Genomic DNA, 6,952 nt, shown 5'->3' with positions numbered 1-6,952 from the left:
AAGCGGCCGAAGAGACCGGCCTCTCCGACTTTCCGGAAATCTGCCCTTGGGAACCGAGCGAAATCCTGAATCAGGAGTGGCTTCTGGAATAAAGTTCGCGTTCCGTCGCAGCAAGGCTAGTGAGCAGATCCAGCGGTATGGATCTGGGAGCTTGTCGGAAACATTGCCCTTACTATTGCCCCCATTTAAGGGTAATTACCCTCTCTTTCTCCAGCTGGCTCCGGGGCCTCGCCCTTGGCACTCCACGACTCCCGCCGATTGCTGTTCCCGCAGTACCCGCCGCACCATATCCCGGCTGACACCGGGACAGGTATGCTCCAGTTCCTTCAACGTGAAGCTGCCGGCTACCCTGGCCGTCAGTTGCTCGATTTCCCTGAGCACCTGCTCGCGCTTGGCTCCCCGCGGCTCCCTGATTCCCCCCACCCGCTCGGCGAATTCTCGATAGGCCGCCTTCGTAATCGACAGAACGAAGTTTATGTAGGGCCAAGGATCGTTTTCGCCCTCGTGCCAACCTTGGGAGCTCTGCTCCAGGGTCTCGTAATAGCGTTCCTTGTTCTGTTCCACCAACCGTTCCAGGCTCACGAAGCGGCCCACGTCATAGCCAAGTCGGTAGCTCTGCAGCAACCACAGCAGGCGCGACACTCGTCCGTTGCCATCGCGGAAGGGGTGGATGCACAGAAAATCCAGGTTGAAAGCGGCCAGCGCGATCAAGGGATGCACCCAGGCTTCGTCGAGGCAGAGCTGCCAGTCCGCCAGGAGCAGCGCCATACGCTCGGGGGTCTCTGCTGCCGGCACCGTCCGAAAACGGACCCGCTCACGCCCGTCCGGATAGCGTTCGAGGATGTCGGCGTCCTTCTCCTTGTAGTGCCCGGCATCCCAAATCTCCCCGCGAGCCATTGTGTGCAGGCGCTTGATCGTAACCTCGTCCAGAGGAATCCTCTCCGCCTCCTCGTGAATCCAGGTCAAGGTATCACGATAGCCGCGGACCTCTTCCTCGTCCCGGTCCCGGAACAAGGGTCTGGGTGCCGCCCAGAGCTCGCGTAGCCGCTCCGGCGCCACCGACACCCCTTCGATGCGGTTGGACGAGACCGCACTCTCGATCAGGGCGTGTGCCCGTAGTACCTCCAATTGCTGGGGCGACTGGCGGGTGTACAGAGTCTGCATGCCCCGAAATTCACCCAGGTCGGCGAGATACCAGGCCGCGGATGGGTGAACAGGTACGGTGGCCGAGGCGAATAGGCGGAGGCTGGTCATGATGGGGACTCTTCGGTTCCCTCGTCATCTGCATCTTTGGTCAGGACGGTCCTGAGATCATCTAGGTGTCGTTCAGTGAGCTTGCAGCTAGTACGGCTGGGTACAAAAACCGAAACCAAGAACCACGAATGGACACGAATTAACACGAATGCTTCCAGGCAGACACGAAAAGCCCCTCTCCCGCCGAGGGTGTCGTAAAAGATGACGCCCGACGTAGCGCAGGCGTCTCGCCTGCATGGTTTGGGGATAGACCACTCTTTCCGGGTGCTGCAAGTGATTGAAAATACAAGGAAACAGGAAGTGGCGATGTTTCGTTTCCACATCCCGAGAATCCACAGCAGGGCTTTTGCGACACCCTCCTGCCGGGAGAGGAGCTTGTCCCAAGCGGAGCGAGGGATCTTGGGAGAGGGGATCGAATAGTTGTGGGCTATGTTTCCGTTAATTACGCATAGGTGTACTAGCTATGGCATCGACGCTGGCCAATCCGCCGGTACCAGCCCGCGTCCCGATGGCCACTGCTCGCGTGTCGCTTGCCTAAATCGTTCATCGTCGGAGAAATAGGCATGCTCAAGAACGATGATCTGGAGCGATGTAGCCCGTTCTATTTCGTCGAACAGCAGGTCGAAATACTGCTTCAATTTTTCGCTCTCACCACGTTTTTCTTCCGCAACGCTCGCGACGTCGACCACCGTTTCATAGCGGTCAGCCGGGAAATAGGGCCGACTGATCTGATCAAAGACGATCAGTCCGGGGACTGGGCGGCCGCGCTCCGACAACACCTTCTGCAAGGCCAGCGCAAAGGAGACATGCATACTCAGGTAGTTCTCGTCCGATCCGATGCTGCGCATGGGGATGTATCGCGACTCTACGGCAATGCCGGCCTGCAAGGTCTTTAAGTTGAGGTCTGCCTCAGCTTCGTGGTATTCGGCGGCAAACGGAAGACGGCGGAGGTACTTGGTCGCCATCCGGCCAATATGCAGGCGCATCGCGTCCAGGGCTTGCTCCTTGCCCTGGGGATCCAATTCAGCCGCGAGGCTTGTAATTTCTTCCCGAAGCTCGGCGATCTTTGTCGCTTCGCCCGGTTGAGCATCGGTAGGAAGCGCCTCCAGAAGGGTCTCCGCGGACCCGGCGAGTCGGCTTCGACGACCGTCCAGGTCTTCATCTGCCCTGAGGGCGTCATCTTCAGACACGGCTGCCTCAATCTGAAGACGAAGCCGCTTTATGGTTTCCCCAAGCTCCACCTCTCGTTCCCGCAGCTCTTCGATGTGTCGGTTGATACGAGGACGTTCCAAATCCACGTCTTCGAGCTCAGTGCGAAGAATCTCCAGGCTTTCGCGTAAACGCTCGACCGGCTCTGTCGACTCATCCAGGGGAGCCTCGCAGAAAGGACAGTGGCTTGTGTCTGTTTCCTCTTTCAGGAGGTTGACGGCCTCGATACGCCGTGCTTGCCGTTCGGTTGTTTGCTGGAAATCGGACGCATCCCGCCAGACTTGATCGGCGGCTTCCCGCTGTTCCACAACGGTTCTGAGCTGTCTCCGCGTGGCTTGCTCCTCGATCCGAAGCCCGGCGACGCGGGATGGCGGCTCGTCACTACCGGTGATACCGGGGTGCCAGCCGGTAAGGTCTCGAAGGACCTGGAGAGGTTCCGATTGCATCGCAGTACCGATATCCGGTGGGAGCATTCCCAGCTCAATACCGCGTTGAGCCAGTTGATCGATTCTTCAGGAGTACCGGTCGGCAAGCGCCTCCGCCTCTTTCTGTTCACGTTCCAAACGGCGAAGCTCGCGTCTGAGTCGTCGAAGCTTCCCTTCCCGCGCGGCGGAATCCTCGTCCACCACTCCGAGAAAATAGGGAAAGGCATCAATGGTGTTGTAGCGCTGTTGGTCCTGCGTCCCTCTAAGGAGAACCGACGGATTGATAATGATGTCGGCCGTTTGAAACAGAAACGCCATCGCATTTCGCAGCGAAATCCGCTTAGCCGTGCGCGTGGACGCTCCCAAGGTTTCGCCTCTGACCTCGCCCATGCCCAGCATCTCCTCGAATCGCCGAAGCCCACCGTTGTTTGTATTGGAAGTCAGTTGTTCTGTCCGGGACGGTGCTGCCACTTCGGTACCCGTATAGAGGCAGTAATCCGACGTAGTTTGTCGGTAAAGGTCGGGGACCCGCCGGGCGAGAAAAATCCGTGTGGCGTCACGCATCCAAAGCGTTGCAACCCAGGCACAACGTAGCTTCACGAAGTCCGGGATGTTGCAGCGGGACGACCCCAGGCAGTAGTCGATGATCTCGGCCAGTGCCGTTTTACCAGTGTTCGAATCACCGGTAATGATGTTCACGGAACCGGGAATCAGATCCACGGAGTGGGAACGGTTATCGTGGCTGTATAGGATGATTCGTTCCAGATTCCATCGCTTCATGGCGCTATTCCCAAACGGTGAAACAGGGTAGCGGGATCGTCGATGCGGCCCAACCAAGTACCCAGTCGACGGGCCAATCCCAGGGCACGCCCTCTTTCGTCACTGGAACGCCAACGTGGCTGCCGCCAGGGCATGTGCGTCACCGGAGCGAAACGCTGATCTGGTGAGACGTCCATCAGCCGGTGACGAATTGCAAATACCAGCGAGGTACGAGTGAAGGGTACGGTTGCGCGGATAGCGTCGGCCAAGCCAATCAACACCTCCGGTCGCTTGGCAAGCCAGTCGAACAATCCGGTGCTGGCGTTGGTCCCATCGAAGCTCGCAGCGGTATATTCGGAGACAACCAATGGAAGGACGGGGAAGAACAAGGGGTAGGGGACCCCCTTTCCAGCCGATTCCAGATAACCAGCCGCGCAGCCGTGCAACAGAATTGCACCAAAGACCGGATTCTCCGCCGCGTAGATGTCGATGAGCGTCATGGTTCTTTTTCGGAATGCTCCGGGTCGAGTAGGGCTCGATATTCCGGATGCCAACCGACCTCGAGCTCTTCGGCCATCTGCTGATAGCTACCGTGGACAAGATAAGCCTCCCGCCAACTCGAACGGATCGGAGGAAGCTGTCCGGGGGCGGTGTGGTATGACCAGTCGAGAAGACCGCGACCACCCGACTCCGGCTCTTTACGTCCGGCGTCGCAGTCTTCCTGCAATTCGTCGTGGCGGTCCTTCCATGCCTCTGCCAAAGAGTCATCGAAACGTTTTAGCTCCGAGATGTTGGACAGCCTTTCATCCAGCCAACGCCCTCGTTGGTTGCGGGCGCGCCACCGGTCCCTCGCTGCTCGGTCGATGCGACGCTCCCCACCGCCGACGAGACGGATTTGGCGCGTCAAGTTGTTGCCCAGACCCTCGCCCTTTGGCGGTGTGCGGTGCCCGTAGTCATCGGGCAAAGCATCCTCCCCCAGGGATTGAATCAAGTCGCTGATTTTCTCCAGTACCTCTTGTTTACTGACGGTTCGCTCTCTCAGTCCGATTAGCGCGGAAGCTGCCTGCCAGTCCCACCATTCGATAAGGCGTTCCGCAAGCTGCCTGCGTATCCGCAAGGGTACAATCAACAACCGCCGCTCAACTTCATCGACTATTCGTGTGGCCACGAATGAGCGTGGCATCAATTGTATCCGCTCAACCAGGTGTCGGCGATCCTTAGCAGACAAGTCAAGAAAGGCTTTGCAGCCAAGCCAACGTTTCTTATACGAAAGAGTTTTTCCGGTATCTTCTTGTTGTTGCCGATGATCGCGGACGTGCTGGGCCTCGTTTACCAGACTATCCACAACAGATTGCCTTTGGCTTCCGCCGCTCGTCAGCCCGGTAAGAGGAGATGCGGAATCGACTTCCGCAGTCGTTATAAACAGGAAATGGGAGTGCCCCTCGTGGAGATGGGCGATCCAGTTGTGAATTGCCTTCCAGAATCCATCGTTGTGCTCGTTGAAGGCTGGTGGGTTCCCGAGACTGTGTTTGAGTTGAATCAGTTTGGGCTCAGGGCCATCGAGTTGAATGTCGTCATCGCCCTCGATGATTGCGCTCGCCAGATCGTCTGCATCCAGAAGGACAACGAGGGCATAGAGCCCCTGGTAGTAGAACCCAACTGCCGGATCACGAGCGGAGTGGTTGCTCGTTGTTGCCATTTGGCCCCTCTCTTTCCGCTTCTTGTCTCATCACGGGAATCCTCTCCATGAATGGTTCCATCTCAATCTCCCCGCAACTGAGTATAAGGCAAGCCACTTAAGGTCACAAAAATGGGGAACGCACCACAAAATCCCTCACCAATGACACTCATTGAAGGTCTGTTTCGGGAAATCCTGGTGACGGCATACACTCCCTATCACGTACTTGGATGGATCGGACAACGGGGCCGGGCCCGAAGCGACTTGCTCGATCATCGTTTCACGTCAAGAGATCAGTCGATCCTGATCTCTTTCGGGCCAGATCGGACATGTAACACTGCGCGAATTGCCGCACGTTCACAATGGATGCCCTGATCAACGTTCGGGCCTCTTTGAAATCTCCATCCCCGGTGATGAGAAGGTCCGCGTCCCCGGATAGGGCGCAGATCAGGAATTTTGCGTCCTTACGATCCCGCGGAAACGCAATCTCGACCTGCGGCGTGACCATCCGGGTACGCCGGCCGATCAGCTCCACCCACCAGGCGACGGTTGCAGACTCGAGTCCAAACTTGGGCCGATTCACTACTTCGATATATTCCTCGAGGATCTCCGCGGTGACGAGCCAATCGAGTCCGGGTCGAGCGACGCACCACAGCAGCACCTGCTCGGGCAACCGGTCGCGAATCGCGGCGGACACCAGCACGCTGGTGTCAATCACAACCCTCACCGGCCACTCCGATAGTCGTCGATCTCCTTGGTGATATCTTCGTCAGTGATCGATCGAGACTGAGGCAAGCTCCGAATGTGCCTGAAAAGTGCATGCCAGCTTTCCACTTCTCCGGCCTCGGGGCTCTGATCGACGACCAATACCTCAACCCGAGCCCCCGCGCGAAATGGAAGGTGCTCCAAGACGACTCGACCGGACGGATCTACTTCGACGTAGGTTTTGTACGCATTCATCGTAATTCCTCAGAAATCCGTAAATCCGGCTCATTCTGACCGTTACGGGGCAGAAAAGGGACCAAGCTCAGTCAATTTCGGATGCTCCGGTTAAAGAAGTCGCCTAACACACGGATCAAGCAGACCACCTATTCCGCATTGAGCCTGCGGCTCATCTCAGCGCCGGGCAGACATAGTAGGCATTCGCTTATGTGATAAGCCGGTCGCGCCAGTATCCCGGACGTCTCGAATGGTGAGCAAAGTCGATCATGAGAAACCCGGAACCATGTTCACGAACGATTACAAGAAGAGGAATCGTTTGAGTAGGAGATGTTTTGCTCCCGTTTTCCAGCGGTGCCTGGGACGAATGCAAGGGGAACGAGCTTGTTTTCCAGTAGATCGAGCACCGCGTCAACTGCCTGTTGGAACGCTACGCCGAGTCCGGGATGTTGGCGTTCGTACCAGGATGCAGCTTCGGCTGCCTCATCATCGGCGGCGGCCTCGAGAACTCTGACCGATCGCATCAAACACCAGCCATGCGGGTGCGCATCCGGCGGCGCAGCTCCTCCCGGTCGATCAGCTTGGCCGTCCCGCCGTCTACTTGGTCCAGACGCCGCAGGATCTCCGTCTCCCAGGCTTGTGCGACACCGGGATCGGGAGCTCCGTCGAGGCTGGCCAGGAGGTCCTG

8 protein-coding genes are annotated in these 6,952 nt (G+C 57.9%); all 8 read right to left on the bottom strand.

Going from position 1 to position 6,952, the window contains the following annotated elements; genetic code table 11:
- Positions 1-195 precede the first annotated feature (195 nt).
- The gene (locus tag BQ17_RS09120) at positions 196-1,254 is read right to left on the bottom strand and encodes a Fic family protein (protein WP_089726342.1); all 1,059 of its coding nucleotides are present in this window, start codon (positions 1,252-1,254) and stop codon (positions 196-198) included.
- A gap of 461 nt (positions 1,255-1,715) precedes the next feature.
- Entirely contained in the window at positions 1,716-2,771 is a 1,056-nt protein-coding gene (locus tag BQ17_RS09110; RefSeq protein ID WP_176722358.1) for a DUF3732 domain-containing protein, read from the bottom strand.
- A gap of 204 nt (positions 2,772-2,975) precedes the next feature.
- On the bottom strand, positions 2,976-3,668 hold the full coding sequence (locus BQ17_RS09105) for a hypothetical protein (RefSeq protein ID WP_089726336.1): 693 nt from the start codon (positions 3,666-3,668) through the stop codon (positions 2,976-2,978).
- Positions 3,665-4,147: a three component ABC system middle component gene (locus BQ17_RS09100; RefSeq protein WP_089726334.1), complete on the bottom strand. Its 483-nt coding sequence runs from the start codon at positions 4,145-4,147 to the stop codon at positions 3,665-3,667. The genes BQ17_RS09105 and BQ17_RS09100 overlap by 4 nt, the downstream gene beginning before the upstream one ends.
- Positions 4,144-5,346 (bottom strand): ABC-three component system protein, encoded by a 1,203-nt coding sequence (locus tag BQ17_RS09095; RefSeq protein WP_089726332.1) that lies wholly within the window; start codon positions 5,344-5,346, stop codon positions 4,144-4,146. The genes BQ17_RS09100 and BQ17_RS09095 overlap by 4 nt, the downstream gene beginning before the upstream one ends.
- A 259-nt stretch (positions 5,347-5,605) precedes the next feature.
- Positions 5,606-6,052, bottom strand: a complete 447-nt coding sequence (locus BQ17_RS09090; RefSeq protein WP_089726331.1) for a putative toxin-antitoxin system toxin component, PIN family — start codon at positions 6,050-6,052, stop codon at positions 5,606-5,608.
- On the bottom strand, positions 6,049-6,285 hold the full coding sequence (locus tag BQ17_RS09085) for a hypothetical protein (protein ID WP_089726329.1): 237 nt from the start codon (positions 6,283-6,285) through the stop codon (positions 6,049-6,051). Before BQ17_RS09085 ends, BQ17_RS09090 begins: the two co-directional genes overlap by 4 nt.
- A gap of 502 nt (positions 6,286-6,787) precedes the next feature.
- A complete protein-coding gene (locus BQ17_RS09075) occupies positions 6,788-6,943 on the bottom strand; it encodes an addiction module protein (RefSeq protein WP_089726346.1) in 156 nt (51 codons plus the stop codon).
- Between the last annotated feature and the right edge of the window lie 9 nt (positions 6,944-6,952).

The organism is Candidatus Thiosymbion oneisti (assembly GCF_900092655.1).
GTDB classification, from domain to species: Bacteria; Pseudomonadota; Gammaproteobacteria; order Chromatiales; family Chromatiaceae; genus Thiosymbion; species Thiosymbion oneisti.
Note: the sequence above shows the minus strand (reverse complement) of the source record. Positions and strands in the feature narration are given on the sequence as shown.

Coding starts and splice junctions, on each gene's coding strand:
- BQ17_RS09105 (WP_089726336.1), bottom strand. CDS start 3,668: ATGAAGCGATGGAATCTGGAACGAATCATCCTATACAGCCACGATAAC.
- BQ17_RS09120 (WP_089726342.1), bottom strand. CDS start 1,254: ATGACCAGCCTCCGCCTATTCGCCTCGGCCACCGTACCTGTTCACCCA.
- BQ17_RS09095 (WP_089726332.1), bottom strand. CDS start 5,346: ATGGCAACAACGAGCAACCACTCCGCTCGTGATCCGGCAGTTGGGTTC.
- BQ17_RS09085 (WP_089726329.1), bottom strand. CDS start 6,285: ATGAATGCGTACAAAACCTACGTCGAAGTAGATCCGTCCGGTCGAGTC.
- BQ17_RS09100 (WP_089726334.1), bottom strand. CDS start 4,147: ATGACGCTCATCGACATCTACGCGGCGGAGAATCCGGTCTTTGGTGCA.